15 protein-coding genes and 1 pseudogene are annotated in these 19,862 nt (G+C 70.3%); 9 read left to right on the plus strand and 7 right to left on the minus strand.

Translation table 11 applies throughout. The annotated features are described in order from the left end of the window. Positions 1–62: 62 nt before the first annotated feature. A pseudogene (locus AB0472_RS42745) lies at positions 63–931 on the minus strand (phospholipase D-like domain-containing protein); the annotation flags it as partial. A gap of 166 nt (positions 932–1,097) precedes the next feature. Between AB0472_RS42745 and AB0472_RS42750 the strand changes: the two are divergent. Together AB0472_RS42750 and AB0472_RS42755 are read left to right on the plus strand one after the other, a co-directional pair. Beyond that, complete coding sequence (locus AB0472_RS42750; protein ID WP_366364785.1) at positions 1,098–4,640, plus strand: hypothetical protein; 3,543 nt, start codon at positions 1,098–1,100, stop codon at positions 4,638–4,640. Then, complete coding sequence (locus tag AB0472_RS42755) at positions 4,637–5,572, plus strand: hypothetical protein (RefSeq protein WP_366364786.1); 936 nt, start codon at positions 4,637–4,639, stop codon at positions 5,570–5,572. The genes AB0472_RS42750 and AB0472_RS42755 overlap by 4 nt, the downstream gene beginning before the upstream one ends. A 593-nt stretch (positions 5,573–6,165) precedes the next feature. Here the strand turns inward: AB0472_RS42755 and AB0472_RS42760 are convergent. The 6 genes from AB0472_RS42760 to AB0472_RS42785 all read right to left on the minus strand — a co-directional run bounded on the left by AB0472_RS42760 (position 6,166) and on the right by AB0472_RS42785 (position 11,423). Next, complete coding sequence (locus AB0472_RS42760) at positions 6,166–7,200, minus strand: zinc-dependent alcohol dehydrogenase family protein (RefSeq protein ID WP_366364787.1); 1,035 nt, start codon at positions 7,198–7,200, stop codon at positions 6,166–6,168. Positions 7,201–7,241: 41 nt separating this feature from the next. Further along, entirely contained in the window at positions 7,242–7,613 is a 372-nt protein-coding gene (locus AB0472_RS42765) for a DUF2255 family protein (RefSeq protein WP_366364788.1), read from the minus strand. Positions 7,614–7,943: 330 nt separating this feature from the next. Beyond that, positions 7,944–8,828 (minus strand): aldo/keto reductase, encoded by an 885-nt coding sequence (locus AB0472_RS42770; RefSeq protein WP_366364789.1) that lies wholly within the window; start codon positions 8,826–8,828, stop codon positions 7,944–7,946. Then, entirely contained in the window at positions 8,828–10,267 is a 1,440-nt protein-coding gene (locus AB0472_RS42775) for an MFS transporter (RefSeq protein WP_366364790.1), read from the minus strand. Before AB0472_RS42775 ends, AB0472_RS42770 begins: the two co-directional genes overlap by 1 nt. Beyond that, positions 10,264–10,392: a hypothetical protein gene (locus tag AB0472_RS42780; protein ID WP_366364791.1), complete on the minus strand. Its 129-nt coding sequence runs from the start codon at positions 10,390–10,392 to the stop codon at positions 10,264–10,266. The genes AB0472_RS42775 and AB0472_RS42780 overlap by 4 nt, the downstream gene beginning before the upstream one ends. Next, positions 10,389–11,423, minus strand: coding sequence for an alcohol dehydrogenase catalytic domain-containing protein (locus AB0472_RS42785; RefSeq protein ID WP_366364792.1), 1,035 nt, complete (start codon positions 11,421–11,423; stop codon positions 10,389–10,391). The genes AB0472_RS42780 and AB0472_RS42785 overlap by 4 nt, the downstream gene beginning before the upstream one ends. Positions 11,424–11,714: 291 nt before the next feature. Here AB0472_RS42785 and AB0472_RS42790 point away from each other — a divergent pair, with 291 nt between their 5' ends. From AB0472_RS42790 to AB0472_RS42820, 7 genes are all read left to right on the plus strand, one after another. Continuing rightward, positions 11,715–12,611 carry a helix-turn-helix transcriptional regulator gene (locus AB0472_RS42790; protein WP_366364793.1) on the plus strand — a complete coding sequence of 299 codons (897 nt, stop codon included), beginning with the start codon at positions 11,715–11,717 and terminating at the stop codon, positions 12,609–12,611. Between the two features lie 29 nt (positions 12,612–12,640). Continuing rightward, complete coding sequence (locus AB0472_RS42795) at positions 12,641–13,660, plus strand: aldo/keto reductase (RefSeq protein ID WP_366364794.1); 1,020 nt, start codon at positions 12,641–12,643, stop codon at positions 13,658–13,660. A 594-nt stretch (positions 13,661–14,254) separates the two neighbouring features. Further along, positions 14,255–15,559: an FAD-dependent oxidoreductase gene (locus AB0472_RS42800; RefSeq protein ID WP_366364795.1), complete on the plus strand. Its 1,305-nt coding sequence runs from the start codon at positions 14,255–14,257 to the stop codon at positions 15,557–15,559. Continuing rightward, a complete protein-coding gene (locus AB0472_RS42805; protein WP_366364796.1) occupies positions 15,556–16,287 on the plus strand; it encodes a DUF1365 domain-containing protein in 732 nt (243 codons plus the stop codon). The genes AB0472_RS42800 and AB0472_RS42805 overlap by 4 nt, the downstream gene beginning before the upstream one ends. After that, complete coding sequence (locus AB0472_RS42810; protein ID WP_366364797.1) at positions 16,284–17,681, plus strand: class I SAM-dependent methyltransferase; 1,398 nt, start codon at positions 16,284–16,286, stop codon at positions 17,679–17,681. Before AB0472_RS42805 ends, AB0472_RS42810 begins: the two co-directional genes overlap by 4 nt. Beyond that, positions 17,678–19,039, plus strand: coding sequence for a cyclopropane-fatty-acyl-phospholipid synthase family protein (locus AB0472_RS42815; protein ID WP_366364798.1), 1,362 nt, complete (start codon positions 17,678–17,680; stop codon positions 19,037–19,039). The genes AB0472_RS42810 and AB0472_RS42815 overlap by 4 nt, the downstream gene beginning before the upstream one ends. Continuing rightward, the gene (locus AB0472_RS42820) at positions 19,036–19,860 is read left to right on the plus strand and encodes a DUF1295 domain-containing protein (protein WP_366364799.1); all 825 of its coding nucleotides are present in this window, start codon (positions 19,036–19,038) and stop codon (positions 19,858–19,860) included. Before AB0472_RS42815 ends, AB0472_RS42820 begins: the two co-directional genes overlap by 4 nt. Positions 19,861–19,862 lie beyond the last annotated feature (2 nt).

Genomic DNA, 19,862 nt, shown 5'->3' on the forward strand with positions numbered 1-19,862 from the left:
GGCGCGCCGTCGACTGGGGCCGGCCCGGCGTCACGCCGGGCAGGCCCCTTTCGACGGTCGGCTCACAGGAAGCGCCGGATCGGGGTGACGGCGGCTTCCTCGGCGCGTTGCAGCACTGCCCGTCGTCTCCATCGAGTGGGCTGGACGCCCAGGCTGTGGCGCAGGTCCGCCTTGTGGTCGCGGTCGAGGAAGGCAGTGAACTCGTCGTCCAGGACGGCGAGCATCACTTCTTCGTCGTGGTCCATGGACCGGCGGTTGAATTTGTGGATCCGACGAGAGAAGCGACCGAGTCCACGGTGATGATCTTGGCGTGCATCATGGTCGGCTGGTACCGGCGGATGTGCACGCCGGCCTGCGGCAGACGCGTGTAGTGGTGTTGACCGGCGAGTTGGCAGGCGCGCTGGTCGGTGTGGGGGCCAGGCAGCAGGATCTCGACCTGCACGCCGCGACGTGCGGTCTGGCACAGTAGGTCGCTGAAGTAGGCGTCAGGGGCAATGTAGGCCGTGGCCCGCCGGAAGCGTTCCTCGGCGGAGGCGAGCACGACCCGGATGAGGGTTTGCAAGTCCTGCCGGCCGATGCTTGCGGAGCCGCGCACGACCTGCTCGGCCCAGTTCTGCGCGAACGCGGCCGCGATGCCGTCCACGGCCTGGCCTTGCACCTGGACGTGGGTGTCGCGCCGCTCGGCAGGGTTGCGGGCATTACCGCTCCATTCCTCCGCGATGCCGACGCCGCCGGTGAGGGCGGGGTGTTCGTCGACGATGAGGGCCTTGCGGTGGCAACGGTGGTTCTGTTTGAACGGTGTCAGCCACACGGGTTTGCGGAACCAGGCCACCTGCACGCCCGCGGCGCTCACGCGGTCGAGCCGCCGCTCGATCTCCTTGGCGCCGAAACCGTCGAGCAGCAGTCGCACGCGCACCACGCGGTCGGCCAAAGTGACGACCGCCTGGCGTCGGACCCTCCTCTGTCCCTCGCTGGGCGCCATGTCGATGCCGGACTTCGCGATTGGCAGGTCTGGTGCGAAAACTGCTGCAACAGTGCAGAATTGACGGCCCGTCGCTATAGGGAAGCGGCCGGTGGGTTACGCACCTGGAGACTGCATGTCGGTGGGGAAGCAGGCGCTGTTCGAGCGGCTGGACAGGGGTCCGTCCTTCTTGTTCCTAGGACAGGGTTATCTATCCCTCGAGACCGGACAGGACCCGCTGGTAGGGCCTCTGACCAGGGCACTGGGCATGGCCAACTTGCCCGAAAACGTATACCAAGCAATTCTTGGCGCTGCTCCAGACAGCCGTGACGCTGCTGCCAGGGCGGTGAACGATGCTGGACGCGTACTGGTACTGCCGCCGTCGTTGAAGACCACACTGGAGTTCCCTTGGAACGGCGTGCTCTCGTCGGCCGTCGATCCGTCGTGGCGGCTGGGTCTCAAACAGCACTGGCGGACGGTTCAGGAGACTGTGCCCCAGCGCGACCGGACGCGCCTGTCACGTGACAGGGCCGACGTTCAGGCGCTCATGCTCTTCGGAGGCGTTGACCAGCCGGCTGACGAAAGACCGCCCGCGACGAAGATGGAGTTGTCGCGACGCAGAGCGCTGGCAGCCGAGGCCCTGTCGCGTATCGTGACGGACGGACTGACCCCGCGCGGTTTGCTGGTCCTGGAAGGGTGGTCCCTCAACGACTGGCTCGACCCCGAGACTCTCTACAGTCAGATCTGCGACGCGGTCCCGAACCAGGTGCACCTGTTCTCCGCGACCGATGAAATCCTCGCGGACGAGTTCATCCGTGAAGCGATCAATCTCAAGGTGCTTGTCCCACATCGGGAGACATTCGCCTCCCTGGTGGAGGAAGCGCGCAGTACGGGTCGTTTGAGCGATGGCGGACCGGCCACTGCCTCGACCCACGCGGTACGGGTCGGCGATCGGCGCCTGCCCATCGACCGGAGTCGCTGGCAGCGGATTCTGCCGCATGCCCGCCCGGTGGACGTGGATCTCCTCGATGATCCGCCTGCTGAATCCAGGCATCGGCGCTTCCAGAAGTTTCGCGAGTTTCTCGGCGCGAGTGACGGCTCGCCCACTTGGTGGGCGCATGCCCGCGCCCTCCCCTTCCAACGCGGCTTTGAGAAAGCCTTGACGGACTTGATCGAAGGTGCAGCCGCATCACCGGAGCGACGGGGACCACTTCTCGTCGTCGGCCAGTCGGGGACGGGCAAGAGCGTCGCTCTGGCTCGACTGGCCTTCCAGACGGCCCGGACGGGCAGGCGAATCGTTCTCCATATCCCGCGCAAGTCGACGCGTCCGGAGTATCAGGCACTTGATGACTTCTGCCTGTGGGCGGAGGAACAGTCGGGAGCCAACACTCTGATTGTGTGGGACGGCATGTTGGAGCCTGAGGAGTACCAGCGACTCTTCGACTATCTGCGCAGCCGGGGCCGAAAGGTGGTCATGGTTGGCAGTTGCTACTGGGATGCAGACCAGTTCGGCGACGGTGATAGGAGGCGTGGGAGAACCGACAAGCAGGTGAGGACGACGCCCCCCCGGTACCAGCGGGGGAGGGATTTCATCGAGGCGCCGGCCACCATCGCCGGCAAGGAACTTGGCCGCTTCACCCGATACCTGGCGGACTTCGGCATCGTTCTCAAAGGCGCGGACGAGGCGATCGTAGCTCGTGATCGATCGTTCCTTTCGGCTCTGTACCGCCTCCTGCCCGACGCGCATGCTCCTCTGTCCCGTGGCTTGGTGCTCGAGTTGAGGCGTTCAGAGGAGCGCCTCGGATATGCCGCCCGTACGAGAATCAGTTACGAGCCACCCACAATCATGGCGGCGGCCCTGCAGGACGCCGGCCTCCTTCACGGACTGGAAGTACTCCCGGGCACCACGCAGGAGGGAGCGGCCGCATGGAAGGACGACCCATACGAGCGCATCCTCAGCTTGGTCCTGCTGATTCACAGCCACGGCCTCCGCACGCCACTCGAACTCGCCCTTCGCACCATCGGTCGCGACGGCGTCCGGAATCTTCCGGACCTGCTGAGTGGCATAGACATCATCCGCTGGGACGAGGACGAACAGGGTAACTACACCCTCGGAGGACGTAACCAGTTGGAGGCAACCCTGCTGACTGGCCACCGCAGATGGGGAGAAGAGCGGGAGGCGGCTCAGATTGCCGAAGTGATTGAGCTGGTCCGGCCTGATTCGCGAGCCCGTAACGGGGGCCCGGAGATCGAGTTCGTCATGGCGCTCCTCACCGCGATCGGTCCGCAGAAGAACCGGGAGCAGCGGAAGTACGGGTCACAATACCTGCTGATCGCCGACTCCATCGCCAAGCTGAGAATGCTGGTCACGAACCCTGTGATTCATGCACGGCTCACCCACAAAGAAGTGAACATGCGGCGTGAGTGGGCGGTGTGGGACCAGCGTCGGCAGGGACCTGACGTCAACCTGCGACGCCGCGCCTTGGAGGCAGCACAAGAGGCAGTGGACGAGGCGCTGCGGGAAGCGGAAGACCTGGGTCACCGACGAGACATCCGCCTTAACCTCTACGTCGAGCAGGCCAGCGTCCGCGGCTCGCAACTATACGAACTGCTTCACTCTGGACCCAACGGCGGCATCCCTGATCCGTTGCCGAGCGAGGAGTATGTCTCGGGTGAACTCGGGGCTCTCAAACGAAGCGTCCAGTCGGCTCTGGAGTGCGAGGCGACCAACTACTACCCGGTGGATGTGCTCTGTTGGGCGACCCGGGACACGTTCAAATCGGGCGTGCTGCCCGACGAGGCTGCTGCCACTCTGATAGGTGACTGCCTGAGCGCTCTGACGGCGATCGACCCGGAGGCTCTTGAGCCGGGACAGGCCGGCCTCTATCACAGCAAGTTCGTCGAAATCGCCTCACTGGCGAGCAATCATTTCCTGGCTGAGCAGCAGTTGAAAAAGCTTGAGGCGTACGATGAGCCGCTGGCCGCCTTCTTCTACGCGCTGAAAGTCAGCGGCTTCATCAACAATGAACCCGACCATGACGGAGTTCAGCGTGCTCTGGAACATCTCAGGAGGAATCCCCTCCGGCTCCAAGACGAACGCTGCGTACGCCTTGCTGTTGACTTGCTGTGGTTCGCGCGAACCGGTGAGCGATTCCTGTCGGGCGAGCGCCAGACCTTGCCGCTGGACCAGACTGGTTGGCAGGAATGTCTCGAGCTCACGGAACTTGCGTCGGCCTACGACGCGATGCCTTCGCTCAGGGTCCACTTCATGCGCGCGCTGGCGCTCTTCCACCTGGGCAGTGTCGACCGGGCGATAGATGCATTCCGGGACCTGGATCGACTCTCACTGGAGCAGCGGGATCGCCGTCGCGTGATCAACGTCTATGTGTCGAGCTTGGAGGACGGTACTCCACGAATCTTCCGGGCCCGAGTCCTTCGGGTCGACGCGGACTTCCAGGGTGGCCGCTGCTGGGTCGAGGAATACCAGCGGGAGCTCCCCTTCGACCCGTCCGGCTTCGGTGCCGACCAGGCCGTCGAAGGCAGGACGCTTGACGCCTACATTTCCTTCAACATGATCGGTCCGCGACTGGAGCCTCCACGGGAACCTGGAGAGCGTCGTGGGCCCACGCTTCTGGGGCCCGCCGCCCGTCGCCAGAGCGAAGTGCGAGGTGCGCGGTGACAACGACGCAGCCCATCCCGCAGGTCGAGCCTGGGGCCGCCTGGAATCGCATCACCGGCGTCCAACGGAGCCTCGACCGCCTCGCCCGCCACCTGTTGAAGCGTGCAGCGGGTACGGACGTCAGTCTGCCTCCACCCGACTTCACGCACCCGCAGACCGCATTCTTCTTCGCCACGATCTGGATGCGGGCGTGGTACTCGGAGGCATGGGCGGCGTCCAGCAGGTGGCTTTACGAACAGTCTGCGGTCCTGGGACACACGCCGCCCGAGAAGGATTTTGCGGACACGATGCGCCGGTTGCGCGCGTTCCTGGTCCATCACATGGATGCGTCGGAATCCGAGGGCGAGGAGACCGAGCGAATCTGCAACGAGTGGTTCGAAAGAGCCTGCGGGTCCGTAGTACCCCAGTCCACCGTTGAATGGCAGCACTGCTTGGCCAAGCTGCTCGAACAGAATGAGGCGTATGCCCACTTCATGCTGGCCATAGCCAAGTCCGTTGAGCGGAGTCCGGAGAAATCCACGCTGGTGTTGCAGTGGTGTGCCGCCTTGGAGCGTCAGGATTATCCGCGTTACAGGCAAAGTCTTCAGGAGGCTGCGGGAGATCTGGGGCTGCAGCGGCTCAACGATCAAAAGCTGAACAGCATTCATGCTCGGTACCGAATGCGGTGGGCGAGGGCACTTGAGAAGCTCGCGCACGACGCCGATTTCGATCACGAGATCCGTCTGCGCGCCGAGTGGGCGCTACTCGCCGACACGAGCGGGGTGTTGATCGTTTCCGCATCGAACGTCATGGAGGCACTCGGCCTTTCCCCCGGCCCCCAGGTGGCCCGCGCTCTGCGTCTCGCACAGGTCCTCCAGGAGTTCCACCCCGATGACTCGGCCGAGCAACTGCTGCAGCGTCTTTCCGTGCAGTGGGACGCTGTGCGTCAATAGCCGCGCGCCGACACATGAGGGGACAGACCACGGATCGGGAATCGCGGCCCGCCCCCTCGTGAGGGAAAGATCAGGTTGGTGGGGGCCTTATGCCACCTCGTCGGCGGGCGCGTTCGTACATCGCGTCGACGGGGGCGTCGCCGACGATCCGCTTCCGCACGGCGAGCCCGTCCGCCGCGCGGGCGTTGGGCGTGGTGGTGGACCGGCCCTCCAGCGGAAGCCGGACGCCGCGGTCCGTGCGGACGTCGTTGGTGGCGTGCTGGCGTGCAGGAAGTCGAAGACCCGAGCCATGCCGGCGTACGGCACCGCCTGGTGGACGACCTCCTTGGCCTCCACCGGAGTGACACCGACGGTGAGGGCGGCGCCGAGCGTCACCCGGTACTCCGCGACCGCGCCGACGCGATCATCGAGGCGAGCTGGGTCATGAGCCGGGTGCGTTCGGAAAGGCCGCCGGTGTGGCGCAGCACCTCGCCGAAGGCGAAGTTGTCGAAGTTACTCGATCAGCTCCGGGTCGGTGACGGCGAGGGTGGAGGCGTGACCGCAGAACCGTCGCTCATGTGCCGCTGCGGCGGCGGGGTTCGGCGTGCGGGCGGTCACGGGCGCACCAGTGTCTTCAGGGCCTCGCGGTCGTTCATGGCGCGGTAGCCGTCGGCGATCTCCTCCAGGGAGACCGTGCGGTCGAAGACGCGTCCGGGCCGGATCGAGCCGTCGAGAATGTGCGGCATCAGCTCCTCGATGTAGGCCCGGGCGGGCGCGACGCCGCCGGTAAGGGTGATGTTGCGCATGAAGTCGGCGAAGCCGAACGGCACGTCGGTGAACTGCGGGGCACCGACGCGGCTGACGGTGCCGCCGTCGCGGACCACGCCGAAGCTCTGTACGAGCGCGTCCTTCAGGCCGACGCACTCCAGGACCTTGCGGGTGCCCTCGCCGCCGGTGAGTTCGCGGACCCGGGCGACGCCCGCGTCGCCTCTCTCGGCCACGACGTCGGTGGCGCCGAAGTCGCGGCCGAGGTCGGTGCGGGCCTGGTGGCGGCCCATGAGGACGATCTGTTCGGCGCCGAGCAGCTTGGCGGCGATCACGGCGGAGAGCCCGACCGCGCCGTCCCCGATGACGGTGACGGTGTCACCACGGTGGACGCCGGCGGTGCGGGCGGCGTGGTAGCCGGTGCACAGCACGTCGGAGAGGGTGAGGAGGTCCGGGAGGAGTTCGGAGTCCTCGGCGACGGGCAGCTTCACCAGGGTGCCGTCGGCCTGCGGGACGCGGGCGGCCTGTCCCTGGCCGCCGTCGACGCCGTTCACTCCCCACTGTCCGCCGTGCCGGCAGGAGGTCTGCAGGCCCTCGCGGCAGTAGGCGCAGGTGTTGTCGGCCCAGACGAACGGTGCGACGACCACGTCCCCGGGCTTGAGGGTGCGTACCTCGGAGCCGGTCTCCTCGACGACGCCGAGGAACTCGTGGCCCATGTGGCGGGGGGTGTCGGTGGGCGCCAGTGACTTGTAGGGCCACAGGTCGCTGCCGCAGACGCAGGACAGCACGATGCGCACGACCGCGTCGGTGGGGTGCTGGATCTTCGGGTCGGTCACGTCCTCGACGCGGACGTCTTCGGCGGCGTACATCAGGGTGGCTCGCACGGGTGGTGCTCCTTGGAGAGGGGGAAGAGGTGCGGGGGCGGTCAGCGGGGTTCGAGTCGCAGGGTGGAAGCGCGGGCCTGGTCGGTCAGGACGTGCTCGACGATGCTGGTGTAGCGGCCGTACTTCTTCCGGTAGGCCGCGTCCACCTCGGCGTACTCGTGGGGGTCGGCGTGGCGGAAGGTGACGTCGGCCCGGACGCCACCGGCCTCTACGCGTCCCTGGTGGCGGGAGCGGGTGCCGCGGTACCAGGGGCCGTCGACGCCCTTGACCGAGCGGACGTAGAGCCGGTCACCGGCCCGAACGACCCACATGGTCACGGGGGCGCGGAGGCTGCCGTCGCCGCGTTCGGACTCCAGGTCCAGTTCTTCCGCCGCACCGATGCTTGCCAGGTCGGAGCCGTTCCAAGTGGTCATGGTTCTCACCTTCCACGGATGGGGGGAATGCCGGCGTCCTCTGGACGCGTGGCGGATGTGCCTCGGGCACCGCGCCGCCGTCACCGCTGAGACGGATCGGGCGCGTCATGCCTTCAGACCGGCGAAGGTCGAGCCGTCGACCACGAACCGGTACCCGACGCCCGAGGCGTGGATCCGCTCGTAGGCGGTGTTGACGTCCTGCGGACCGACGTCGCGGCGCTCGATGGTGACCGGGGAGAGCGGCCGGTGGCCTCGTGGGCGCCGAACGCCCTGACGGTGGCGGACATGTGGGTTCCTCCTTACGGGTTACGGGTGGTGCGGGGTGGGCCGTCAGGCTTCGGGGATGGCGCGGCCGTAGTCCGCGAGGGTGACGGCCTCGGGCTCGGGGCCGCCGCGCCGGCCGGTTTCCAGCGCGTCCAGGGCGGTCAGCTCCTCCGCGGTGAGCTCGAAGTCGAAGACGTCGATGTTCTCGGCGATGCGGTGCCGCTTGGTGGACTTCGGGATCACTGAGCGGCCCTGCTGGAGCCCCCAGCGCAGGAGCACCTGGGCCGGGCTTTTGCCGTGGGCCTCGGCGATACGGGTGACGGCCGGGTCCTGAAGGACACTCCTGCGGTCCTCGCCGTAGCCCCGGTAGAAGGTGATGCCACCGATGGGGGACCACGCCTGGTTGAGGATGCCGTGGGCGTCGTCGAAGTCGAGGACGGCGCGCTGCTGGAAGTAGGGGTGGATCTCCAGCTGGTTGACGGCCGGGACGACGGAGGTGGCGTCGAGCAGTGTCGCCAGGTGGTCGACCATGAAGTTGCTGACGCCGATCGCGCGGACCTTGCCGTCGGACAGCAGCTTCTCCAGGGCCCGGTAGGCGGCAAGGGTCCGCTCGAAGTCCGACGGCAGCGCCTGGTGCAGGATCAGCAGATCGATCTGGTCCACGCCGAGCTTCGCCGCGCTCTTGTCGAACCCGTGCAGGGTCTCGTCGTGGCCGTAGTCGCTGATCCAGATCTTGGTCTCGACGAAGAGCTCCTCGCGGGGGACACCGGAGTCGCGGAGCGCCTGGCCGACCTCGCGCTCGTTGCCGTAGGCGGCGGCGGTGTCGATGTGCCGGTAGCCGAGGTCGAGCGCGGCCTCGACGGCGGCCCTGGTCTCTTCGGGAGGGGTCTGGAAGACGCCGAGTCCGAGGGCGGGCATCTCGACGCCGTTGTTGAGGGTGAGGGTCTGCATCAGAGGGTCCTTTCCTTGCGGGGTGTCCGCGACGGCACGATGAGGATCAGAACGGTGGCGACGGCCAGGGCGAGTAGGACGGCGGAGCCGGTCAGGGCTGCTCCGGAGCGGGCCGCGATGTCGGCGGCCGAGTGGCCGGTGGAGACGGAGGCGGCCACGGCGGTCAGGATGCTCAGGGCCAGCGCGCTGCCGATCTGGTGGACGGTGTTGACCAGGCCGGAGGCGGCGCCCGCGGCGGAGGGGGCGACTCCGTCGACGCCGCTGGAGGTCAGCGGGGCCAGCGTCAGGCCCTGCCCGGCGCCGATGAGTACCATCGGCAGGCCCACCCCGGTCAGGTAGGGGGTGTGCAGGCCCAGACGGCTCAGCCACGCCATGCCGGCCGTGGTCAGAGCGACCCCGGTCACCAGGACCAGCGGCCGCGCGACCCGCTCCAGAAGGCGGGGCACCTGGACAGCGAAGACGAAGTTGACCAGCGTCATAGGCAGGAACGCCAGGCCGGCCTGCAGCGGGGTCCAGTGGTAGACGCTCTGCACGAACTGGGCGGTGAAGAAGAATCCCATCATCGCGCCCATGTAGAGCATCCGGGTGACGTAGGCGCCGCTGCGCTCCCGGCCGGCGAACAGCCGCAGCGGGACGATCGGCTGTGCGGCCCGCCGCTCCACCGCCACGAACGAGGACAGCAGCACTGCGCCCGCTGCCAGCGGTATCAGGGTGGCGGGGGCGGTCCATCCGACGTCGGCGGCGTCCACGATGCCAAGGACCAGCGCGGTGGAGCCCAGTGTCGCCAGCAGCGCCCCCGCCACGTCGAAAAGGCCGCCCCGGCGCTCGGTCTCGGGCAGGTACCGCAGGGCCATCACCATCATCAGGACGCCGACGGGGACGTTGAGGAAGAACCCCGCCCTCCACGAGATCAGGTCCGCGGTCAGCCCTCCGACCACCAGGCCGAGAGCCGCGCCGAGGCCGGCCACGGCGCTGTAGGCGGCCATCGCCCGGTTGCGGGCCCTGCCCTCGGCGAAGCTGCGCGTGAGCAGCGACAACGCGGACGGGGCCAGGACGGCAGCGCCGACGCCCTGGAGTGCCCGGGCACCGATCAACCACCACTGGGTCTGCGCGGCGCCCACCAAGAGCGAGGTGAGCGAGAAGACGACCAGGGAGAACAGGAAGACCCTGCGGTGTCCGAACAGGTCACCGGCCCGGGCGCCCAGCAGCAGCAGTCCGCCGAAGACCAGGACGTAGGCGTTGGTGATCCAGGACAGGCCGGTCTCGGAGAACCCCATGGCGGAGCGGATCTGCGGCAGCCCGGTGAAGACGATCGAGTTGTCGAGGATGACCATGAAGTAGCTGACGCAGATGATCGCGAGGACCACCGTCGCGTGGGCCGGGGTCCTGCCCGCCCGCTTTGCCGCGGGCGCCGACGTGCGCTGTGCGGTGGTGGTCAAGGTGTCACCGGCCCCATCGGCAGCTTCCCGGCGTCGGTCGTCGTGGTGAGCGCCCGAGCGGCGGGTACGGTGGCGCCCCCACGCGCGGTGGCGTCCATCGCGTTGATCGCAGGTTGCCTGTTCACGGTCGCACCAGCACCTTGAGCGCCTCGCGCGCGTCCATGGCCCGGTATCCCTCGCCGACCTCGTCGAGAGCGACGGTGCGGTCGAAGACCCGGCCGGGCTCGATCCGGCCCTCCAGAACGTCGGGGAGCAGCTCCTCGATGTAGGCGCGGGCCGGGGCGGGCCCTCCGGTCAGTGTGATGTTCGGGCCGAAGAGGCTGCCGAAACCGACCGGTGCCTCCTCGTACTGTGGTACGCCCACCCGGCTGATGGTCCCGCCGGCCCGGACCACTCCGTACGCCTGCTCATAGGCGGGCCGGTGCCCTACCGCTTCCACGACGATCGGGCTGCCGCCATCGGTGAGCTCGCGGACCTTCTCGATGCCTTCGCCGCCGCGCTCGGCGACCACGTCGGTCGCCCCGAACACACGGCCCAGGTCGGTGCGGGCGGTGTGTCTGCCCATGAGGACGATCTGCTCGGCGCCGAGCCGCTTGGCGGCGAGCACGGCGAGCAGACCGACCGCACCGTCTCCGATCACGGTGACGGTGCTGCCGCGCCGCACCCCGCCGCGCACCGCGGCGTGGTGCCCGGTGCCCATGACGTCGGAGAGGGTGAGCAGGGACGGGATCAGCGCGTCGTCGGCACCGACCGGCAGCTTGACCAGGGTGCCGTCGGCGAGCGGAACGCGGGCGGCTTCGCCCTGCCCGCCGTCGATGCCGTTCAGGGCCCAGAAGCCGCCGTGCACGCAGGAGGTCTGCAGCCCCGCCCGGCAGTGTTCGCAGGTGCCGTCCGAGTAGGCGAACGGGGCGACGACCAGGTCGCCCTTCTTCACCGTGCGGACGCCGCTGCCGGTCGCCTCGACCACGCCGATGAACTCATGTCCCATCCGGACCGGGCCGTCGGCACCGGGCATGGACCGGTAGGGGTGCAGGTCGCTGCCGCACACACACGCAGCGGTGATGCGGACAACGGCGTCGGTGGGCTCCTTGAGGGTCGGATCGGCCACGTCGTCGACGCGGACGTCACCGGCTTCGTACATGAGCGCTGCGCGCACGGTGCTCCTCCAGATCGGTAAAGGCCGAGCTCAGGATCCTGCTTCCACGGCATCGGGTTCTCGGTCCTCTCCAGGAGACCGCGCGCGGCCCCGCAGGTGGGAGTCACTGCTCTTCCAGGTACCGGCAGTACCTCGCAGGCGCTCGCCGACCGCCCTACGGTGGAGAGGCCGGCGCAAGATTCACGCCGATCCCGAGGAGTTCCCCGTGCCCCTGCCCCCCCGCCGCGGCCACCTTCCGCCGCATTCCTTGCCGTACGGACGCGGGGCCGATCCCCTGCCTGGAGTGCGACCGTGGCCGGCACTGAGAAAAAGAGCCTGGCCGGCGAGGTGCGCGAGTTCCTCAGCACGCGGCGGGCCAGGATCACGCCGGAGCAGGCCGGGCTGCCGGTCTACGGCGGAAACCGCCGTGTCGCGGGTCTGCGCCGCGAGGAGGTCGCCCTGCTCGCCGGCATGAGTGTGGATTACTACGTCCGCCTGGAGCGCGGAAACCTCAGCGGCGCCTCCGACTCCGTCCTCGAAGCCCTTGCGCACGCCCTGCAGCTCAACGAGGCCGAACGCACCCACCTGTACGACCTGGCCCGCGCGTCGGCCCCGTCCGGACGGCGGCCGGCGGTGACCTCCTCGCGGGTACGGCCCACGATCCTGCGGCTGCTCGACTCGATGACCGGCGTACCCGCGTTCGTGCGCAACGCCCGCTTCGACATCGTGGCCGCCAACGCCCTGGGCCGGGCGCTGTACGCGCCCCTCTTCGACTCCCCGCTGTTCGCCCAGCGCGGGCCGGTCAACAGCGCCCGCTTCCTGTTCCTGGACCCCGCGAGCCAGGACTTCTGGGTCGACTGGGACAAGAACGCCGACGACGCGGTCGCCTTCCTGCGCACCGAGACGGGCCGAGCACCGCACGACAAGGCGCTGACCGACCTGATCGGGGAACTGACGACCCGGAGCAGCGAATTCGCCCGCAGGTGGGCACAGCACGACGTGAAGTTCCACCGCTCCGGCGTGAAGAACTTCCACCACCCGCTGGTCGGCGACCTCGCGCTGCCCTACGAGGCGATGGACCTGCCCTCCGACCCGGGCCTGCGACTCAACTTCTACACCCCCGAGCCGGACTCCCCGGAGCGAGAGGCCCTGGACCTGCTCGCCAGCTGGACGACCACCGGCACGGTCGTCCCCGGGGGGAACGACTGACCACGCACACGAAAGAGGAGATCCACCTCATGCAGTACCGACCGCTCGGCCGCACCGGCGTCCGGGTCAGCCCGCTCTGCCTGGGCGCGATGATGTTCGGCCCCTGGGGCAACGAGGACGAAGCCGACTCGATCCGGATCATCCACCGCGCCCTCGACGCGGGCATCAACTTCGTCGACACCGCCGACGTGTACTCCGCCGGCGTCTCCGAGGAGATCGTCGGCAAGGCGCTGAAGGGCCGCCGCGAGGACGTGTTCCTCGCGACCAAGTTCTTCATGCCGATGGACCAGGACGACCCCAACCAGCGAGGTGGCAGCCGACGTTGGATCATCCGCGCGGTCGAGAACTCCCTGCGGCGGCTGGGCACCGACCACATCGACCTCTACCAGGTCCACCGCCCCAGCCCGGACACCGACGTGGCCGAGACCCTCGGCGCTCTCTCCGACCTCGTGCATCAGGGCAAGATCCGCTACCTCGGCTCCTCGTCCTACTCCGGCTCCCAGATCGTCGAGGCCCAGTGGACCTCGCGGGAGCGCCACCTGGAGCGGTTCGTGACCGAGCAGCCGCCGTACTCGATCCTGGTCCGCGGCATCGAGGAGGACGTGCTTCCCACCGTGCGCCGCCACGGCATGGGCACCCTCACCTACAGCCCGCTCTCCGGCGGCTGGCTCTCCGGGCGCTACCGCAGGAACGCCATCGAGGGCCCCGCCTCCGCGGCACGCCCCCAGGCCCGCTTCGACATGAGTACCCCCGCCAACCAGCGCAAGCTGGACGCCGTCGAACAGCTCGCCGTCCTCGCGGAGAAGGCCGGTCTCACGCTGATCGAGCTGGCCGTCGCCTTCGTCATCAACCACCCCGGCGTCACCTCGGCGATCATCGGCCCGCGCACCATGGAGCAGCTGGAGGCGTTCCTGCCCGCCGCCGACGTCACGCTGTCGGCCGACGTGCTCGACGCCATCGACGAGATCGTCGCCCCCGGAGTCACGGTCAACCCCGTCGACAACAGCTACGGAGACTTCGAGCTGGGCGCCGACCAGCGGCGGCGCTGACGTGACCCGGCTCGGCCGATCATGGCCGGTCGAGCCGGGTCACCGTGACGGCATACCGGCCGGGTGATCGGCCCCGGGACTGTGCCCCGCTCGACCGCCGACTCCCGCGAAGAGCCTCGCCTGCCCGCTCCTGCACACGCGGGCAGGTGTGGCGCCTCGCAGTGGATCGGCATACGGCGTCACCGCTGCCCGGCGTGAGGCACATGTGACGCTCCGCGCGTCCGATCGCTCCTGAGAGAGTCACAAATCCGCTCTGACCCCCCGTGACCTGGCGCCCGGGCCTGGGCGAAGACGGACCTCGACGCATAGGGGTTCCTGGTCGGGGAGTGCCCGGCGCCGGCGGACCCGGGTCTGCGGCCGCAGAGCCGGCTGTGCTCGGACCACGGGCTGTCGGAGGTGGCGGAGGGCGTCTGCCAGGTACGCGGCTTCGACCTGTCCGACATGACCGTCGCGGTGGTGTCGCCCACCGCGAGCGACGAGGGGCCGTCGGCCCGATGCCCTCGGTGTAATCCACCGCTCGGCCAATCCGCCGCGCGACCTGTTCCGGATTACGCGCGGGCCCCCGATCGCGGGGGGCGGGACAGGAGGGCAGCGATGGATCCGACGGCGAGGGGCGCCCCGCGCGGCCCGGTACGGCGCGGGCGGCGTACGGCCGTACTGGGGTCCGGGGTGGCGGGACTGACCGCCGCGTACCTGCTGGGCGGCGCCGGTCACGTCACGCTGTACGAGGCCGACGACCGGCTCGGCGGACACGCGCACACCCACGAGCTGACGTCGCCGTACGACGGACGGGTGCACCGCGTCGACTCCGGGTTCATCGTCCACAACCGGCGCACCTATCCGTGGCTCCTGCGGCTCTTCGACGAACTCGGCGTACCCACGCAGGAGTCGGAGATGAGCATGTCGGTGCGGTGCGAGGGCTGCGGCCTGGAGTACGCCGGTGCCCGCGGCCCGGCCGGACTCCTCGCCCAGCCCCGCAACCTCCTGCGCGGCCCCTACCTGCGGCTGCTGGCCGAGGTGCCCCGATTTCACCGAGCGGCCCGCCGGCTGCTGGCGGACGGGGACGAACAGGGGCTGACGCTGGGGGAGTTCCTGGACCGGGAGGGCTTCTCCCCGTACTTCCGCCGCCACTTCGCGACCCCGTTGGTGTCGGCCGTGTGGTCCTGCGACGCCGCCACGGCCCAGCGTTATCCGGCTGCCTACCTGTTCCGCTTCCTTGAGCACCACGGGATGCTGTCGGTGGGCGGCTCACCGGTGTGGCGCACGGTCATCGGCGGTTCGCGCACCTATGTGGACCGGGTCGCCAAGCAGATCGGCGACGTCCGCACCGGCACGCCCGTACGGTCCGTACGGCGCCACGCCGACGGCGTGGAGGTCACCGCCGGGGACGGCACCACCGAGCCGTACGACGCCGTGGTGGTCGCCGTCCACCCGGACCAGGCGCTGCGGCTGCTCGCCGATCCGACCGAGCGGGAGCGGGCGGTGCTGGGCGCGTTCCGCTACTCCCGCAACACCACCCTGCTGCACACCGACACCCGGCTGCTGCCCCGTGCCCCGGGGGCCCGCGCCTCCTGGAACCACCTGATGCCGTCGTGCACGGCCGACTCCGGCCGGGTGCAGGTCAGTTATGACATGAACCGGCTGCAGCGCCTGGACGCCGCCGAGACGTACGTGGTCACCCTGGGGGGCGAGGACCGTGTCGACCCCGGCCGGGTGCTGGCTCGCATGGTCTACGAACACCCCGTCTACACACCGGAGTCGGTGGCCGCGCAGCAACGCCTGCCCGAACTGGCGAGTGGGGTGTGCGCGTTCGCGGGCGCCTATCACGGCTGGGGGTTCCACGAGGACGGCTGCCGCTCCGGTGTCGAGGCCGCCGCCGCGCTGGGGGTGCGCTGGTGAACGACGTACCCGCCCTCTACGCCTGCCGGATCACGCACGTGCGCACCACACCCCGGCGGTACCGGCTGCGGCACCGCACCTACATGTGGCTCGTCGACCCCGACCACCCGCCCCGGCTTCCGCTCCCGCTGCGGCCGTTGGCCCGTTTCGATCCGCGTGACCACTTCACCGGCGACCGGCCCTCGATCCGGGCCGGTCTGGACGACTTCCTCGCCGGTCACGGCGTGCACCTGGACGGCGGCCGGGTGGTGATGCTCACCCACGCGCGGGTACTCGGGTACGTGTTCAACCCGCTCACCCTGTACTGGTGTCACGGCCCCGGCGGGGAACCGCGCTGCGTGGTCGCGGAGGTGCACAACACCTACGGCGGGCGGCACTGCTACCTGCTGCGGCCGGACGGGTCCGGGACCGCGCGCGCCGAGAAGGAGTTCTACGTCTCGCCGTTCTTCCCGGTCGACGGCGGCTACCGGATGCGGCTGCCGCGGCCCGGGGAACTGCTCGGCCTGACCGTGCACCTGGACGGCGCGGACGGCCGGGCCTTCACCGCGACCGTCCGCGGCACCCGCCGTGCGGCCACCTCGGCGGCCCTGCTGCGGCTGGCGCTCCGCCATCCCTGGTCCACCCTCGCCGTGTCGGCCGCGATCCGCGTCCACGGCATCCGCCTCTACCTGCGGGGACTGCCCGTCCAGCCCCGCCCCGGACACCACACCCCGGAGAACGCGACATGAGGACAGCAGAGCCCCGCACATCCGCCGACGACCAGCCGGTCACGCCCGACGACCAGCTGGTCAGGCCCGACGAGGACCCTGCCACCTCCGACGGACCCCCGGCCGCTCCCGGCGAGCTCCCCGCCTCCCGCCCGCACACCGCAGCCGTCGACGCCGTCCGCCTGGCCGACGTCGACGCCGCCCACTGGCCCGACGTCGCCGCGGTACCGGCCGCCTCCCGGCCCCGTACCGCCGTCACCGCGGCCCTCGTCCGCCGGGCCCTGGACCGGCTGCCCCTGCGAGCCCGGTTCGCGGGTGCCGCGGACGCCGGGCTGGGCGGACCGCTGATCGAGGTGCGCGACCCGGCCGCCTTCCACGCCCGGATCGGGACCGGCGGCCTGGTCGGGTTCGGCGAGTCCTACCTGGCGGGCGAGTGGGACGCCCCCGACCTGGTGGCCGTCCTCACCGTCCTAGCGGGACACGCCGCCGAGCTGATCCCGGCCCCGGTGCAACGGCTGCGCGGCCTGTGGGCACCACGCCGGCCACCTGCCGAGCGCAACACCCCCGACGGTTCCCGCGCCAACATCAGCCGCCACTACGACCTGTCCAACGACCTGTTCGCCCTCTTCCTCGACGACACCCTCAGCTACTCCTCCGCCCTCTTCCGTGGGTTCCCGGCGAGTTGGGACCGGCTCGCCGCGGCCCAGCACCGCAAGATCGACCGGCTCCTCGACCTGGCCGGCGTGGGCGCGGGCACCCGGCTGCTGGAGATCGGCACCGGCTGGGGCGAACTGGCCCTGCGGGCCGCCGCCCGAGGCGCCCGCGTCACCTCGCTCACCCTCTCCCGGGAGCAGCGGGACCTGGCCCGGGAGCGGGTGCGCGGGGCCGGCCTCGCCGAGCGCGTCGACGTCCGGCTGTGCGACTACCGCGAGGCCCGCGGGGAGTACGACGCGATCGTCAGCGTGGAGATGATCGAGGCGGTCGGCGCGGAGTTCTGGCCGGTGTACTTCCGCACCCTGGACGAGCGGCTGGCACCGGGCGGCCGGGTGGCGCTCCAGGCCATCACCATGCCGCACGAGCGGATGCTCGCCACCCGCTCCACCTTCACCTGGATCCACAAGTACGTCTTCCCCGGCGGCTTCATCCCGTCCACCCGGGCGATCGAGGAGACCGTCCGCGACCACACCGCGCTGCGCCCGGCCCGCCGCGACGCCTTCGGCGCCCACTACGCGGAGACGCTGCGGCTGTGGCGGGAGCGGTTCACCGAGCGCGCCGACGAGGTCACGGCACTCGGCTTCGACGACGTCTTCCGCAGGCTGTGGACCTTCTACCTGGCCTACTCCGAGGCCGGGTTCCGGGCCGGGTACCTCGACGTGCAGCAGTACCTGTTCACCAAGGAGAACCCCGCCCCATGACCACCGCCGACACCGCCGCCACCGCCCGGCCGGGCGCCGCCCACCTGCTCGCCGCCCTCGCCGGGGACGCGCTCGGCGGCCCGGTGCCGCTGCGGTTGCGCGCCTGGGACGGCAGCGAGACCGGCCCCGCCGACGCCCCCGTGGTCGTCGTACGTTCCCGGCGCGCGCTGCGCCGCCTGCTGTGGCAGCCCGGCGAACTCGGCCTGGCCCAGGCGTACGTCACCGGCGAACTGGACGTCGACGGCGACCTCGCGCACGGCCTGCGGACGATGTGGGCCGCCCAACGCGAACGTGGCCTGCGCCCGCCCCGGCTCACGCCCGCCGACCGGGCCCGCGCCCTCGCCACCGCCGTACGTCTCGGCGCGGTCGGCCCGCGCCCGGCCGCGCCCGCCTCCCAGGCCCGGCTGCGCGGCGGCCTGCACAGCCGGGCCCGCGACCGGGCCGCCGTCAGCCACCACTACGACCTCTCCAACGACTTCTACGGCCTCCTCCTCGACGACACCATGGCCTACTCCTGCGGCTACTGGGCCGCCGAGCGCGACGGGTTCGGCCCCGCCGACGCCCAACGGGCCAAGCTGGAGCTGATCTGCCGCAAGCTCGCCCTCGCCCCCGGGTCCCGGCTGCTGGACATCGGCTGCGGCTGGGGCTCGCTCACCCTGTACGCGGCCGAGCGGCACGGTGCTCGGGTCACCGCGGTCACGCTGGCCCGCGAACAGGCGGCGTACGTGCGCGAGCGGGTGCGCGAGCGCGGCCTGACCGACCGGGTGACGGTGCTGTGCCGGGACTACCGGGACATCGAGGACGACGGCGGCGGAGGTCACGGGCGCGACGGAGGTCACGAGGGCGGCGGATACGACGCCGTCGCCACCGTCGAGATGGGCGAGCACGTCGGTGACGCCGAGTACCCGGCGTTCGCCGCCGCCCTGCACCGGCTCGTCCGGCCGCGCGGCCGGGTGCTGGTGCAGCAGATGTCGCGCGGCCGGGTCGCCCCCGGCGGCGGACCGTTCATCGAGGCGTACATCGCCCCCGACATGCACATGCGCCCCCTGGGCGAGACGGTGAGCCTGCTGGAGGCGGCGGGGATCGAGGTCCGGCACACCGAGTCGCTGCGCGAGCACTACGTCCGCACGGTGGAGGCGTGGCACCGCACCCTGGAGGAGAGCTGGGAGCGGTTCGTCCGGCTGGTGGGCGAGGAGGTCGCACGGGTGTGGCGGCTCTACCTGGTGGGCGGGGCGCTGGCGTTCGAGGAGGGCCGGATGGGCGTGGACCAGATCCTCGGCGTACGGCCCGGCCCCGGCGGCGCCGGCGGCCTGCCGGTGGCGACGCCCGCCTGGTACCAGGGGCTGGACCGGCCGTGAGCGGATTCCCGTGGAGCGCGTTCGCCGTCAACCTCGCCTGGGCCGCCGGCGCGGCCCTCGCGGTCATGCTCGTCACCTTCGCCGTCGCGGTACGCGCCGGCGTCCACCGGGTCGTGGACGTGGCGTGGGGCATCGGGTTCACCGCGGTGGCCGCGGTCACCCTGGCCGCCTCCGCCGGGCACGGGGACCTCGTACGGCGCCTGCTGGTGACCTCGCTGACGGCGGTCTGGGGGGTGCGGCTCGCGGCACACATCGCCCGCCGGGGCCGGGGCCACGGCGAGGACCCGCGGTACGAGGCGATGCTGACGAAGGCGCCGGGCAACCGGAACGCGTACGCGTTCCGCATGGTCTACCTGCTCCAGGGCGCGCTCGTGTGGCTGGTGTCCCTGCCCGTGCAGGCCGCGCAGTACGTACCGGGGCCGCCCTCCGCTCTCGCCTGGACCGGTACGGCGCTGTGGACGGTCGGGATCGGCTTCGAGGCGGTGGGGGACGCCCAGTTGGCCCGCTTCCGGGCCGACCCCGCCAACCGGGGAAGGATCATGGACCGGGGGCTGTGGGCGTGGACCCGGCACCCCAACTACTTCGGGGACTTCTGCGTCTGGTGGGGACTGTTCCTGCTCGCCTGCGACTCCCCGGCGGCGGCCGCGGTGTCCGTGGTGTCGCCGGTGGTGATGACCCTGCTGCTGACCCGGGGCAGCGGAAAGCGGCTGCTGGAACGGCACATGGCCGACCGGCCCGGGTACGCCGGATACCGGGCCCGCACCAGCGGCTTCTTCCCCCGCCCGCCACGAGGAACCCGGTCCGGCGGACGGCGTGGCTGACC

The sequence above is a fragment of the Streptomyces sp. NPDC086777 genome (assembly GCF_040702065.1).
In the GTDB taxonomy this organism is placed as follows: domain Bacteria; phylum Actinomycetota; class Actinomycetes; order Streptomycetales; family Streptomycetaceae; genus Streptomyces.